Annotated in this window: 1 rRNA gene; it reads left to right on the top strand. The window is 51.0% G+C overall.

Annotated features, from left to right (window positions below):
- Positions 1 to 33: 33 nt before the first annotated feature.
- Positions 34 to 1,606: ribosomal RNA gene (locus HMPREF0528_RS08525) — 16S ribosomal RNA — on the top strand.
- The last annotated feature ends 112 nt before the right edge of the window (positions 1,607 to 1,718 follow it).

Raw genomic sequence — 1,718 nt, 5'->3', positions numbered from 1 at the left:
AGAGCTAAACGATAAAAAGCTCATTTTCAAAAGGAAAATGAGAGTTTGATCCTGGCTCAGGACGAACGCTGGCGGCGTGCCTAATACATGCAAGTCGAGCGAGCTTGCCTAGATGATTTTAGTGCTTGCACTAAATGAAACTAGATACAAGCGAGCGGCGGACGGGTGAGTAACACGTGGGTAACCTGCCCAAGAGACTGGGATAACACCTGGAAACAGATGCTAATACCGGATAACAACACTAGACGCATGTCTAGAGTTTGAAAGATGGTTCTGCTATCACTCTTGGATGGACCTGCGGTGCATTAGCTAGTTGGTAAGGTAATGGCTTACCAAGGCGATGATGCATAGCCGAGTTGAGAGACTGATCGGCCACATTGGGACTGAGACACGGCCCAAACTCCTACGGGAGGCAGCAGTAGGGAATCTTCCACAATGGACGAAAGTCTGATGGAGCAACGCCGCGTGAGTGAAGAAGGGTTTCGGCTCGTAAAGCTCTGTTGGTAGTGAAGAAAGATAGAGGTAGTAACTGGCCTTTATTTGACGGTAATTACTTAGAAAGTCACGGCTAACTACGTGCCAGCAGCCGCGGTAATACGTAGGTGGCAAGCGTTGTCCGGATTTATTGGGCGTAAAGCGAGTGCAGGCGGTTCAATAAGTCTGATGTGAAAGCCTTCGGCTCAACCGGAGAATTGCATCAGAAACTGTTGAACTTGAGTGCAGAAGAGGAGAGTGGAACTCCATGTGTAGCGGTGGAATGCGTAGATATATGGAAGAACACCAGTGGCGAAGGCGGCTCTCTGGTCTGCAACTGACGCTGAGGCTCGAAAGCATGGGTAGCGAACAGGATTAGATACCCTGGTAGTCCATGCCGTAAACGATGAGTGCTAAGTGTTGGGAGGTTTCCGCCTCTCAGTGCTGCAGCTAACGCATTAAGCACTCCGCCTGGGGAGTACGACCGCAAGGTTGAAACTCAAAGGAATTGACGGGGGCCCGCACAAGCGGTGGAGCATGTGGTTTAATTCGAAGCAACGCGAAGAACCTTACCAGGTCTTGACATCCAGTGCAAACCTAAGAGATTAGGTGTTCCCTTCGGGGACGCTGAGACAGGTGGTGCATGGCTGTCGTCAGCTCGTGTCGTGAGATGTTGGGTTAAGTCCCGCAACGAGCGCAACCCTTGTCATTAGTTGCCATCATTAAGTTGGGCACTCTAATGAGACTGCCGGTGACAAACCGGAGGAAGGTGGGGATGACGTCAAGTCATCATGCCCCTTATGACCTGGGCTACACACGTGCTACAATGGACGGTACAACGAGAAGCGAACCTGCGAAGGCAAGCGGATCTCTTAAAGCCGTTCTCAGTTCGGACTGTAGGCTGCAACTCGCCTACACGAAGCTGGAATCGCTAGTAATCGCGGATCAGCACGCCGCGGTGAATACGTTCCCGGGCCTTGTACACACCGCCCGTCACACCATGAGAGTCTGTAACACCCAAAGCCGGTGGGATAACCTTTATAGGAGTCAGCCGTCTAAGGTAGGACAGATGATTAGGGTGAAGTCGTAACAAGGTAGCCGTAGGAGAACCTGCGGCTGGATCACCTCCTTTCTAAGGAAGGCGAAAGATGATGGAGAGTGCGAGAGCACTAAGAGAAGTCATCGAGAAAGCCAAGCGGAAGCACACTGAGAAACTTTGTTTAGTTTTGAGGGTATTACCTCAA

It is taken from the genome of Lactobacillus johnsonii ATCC 33200 (assembly GCF_000159355.1).
Classification (GTDB): Bacteria; Bacillota; Bacilli; order Lactobacillales; family Lactobacillaceae; genus Lactobacillus; species Lactobacillus johnsonii.
This window is presented reverse-complemented; position numbering and strand designations above follow the sequence as displayed.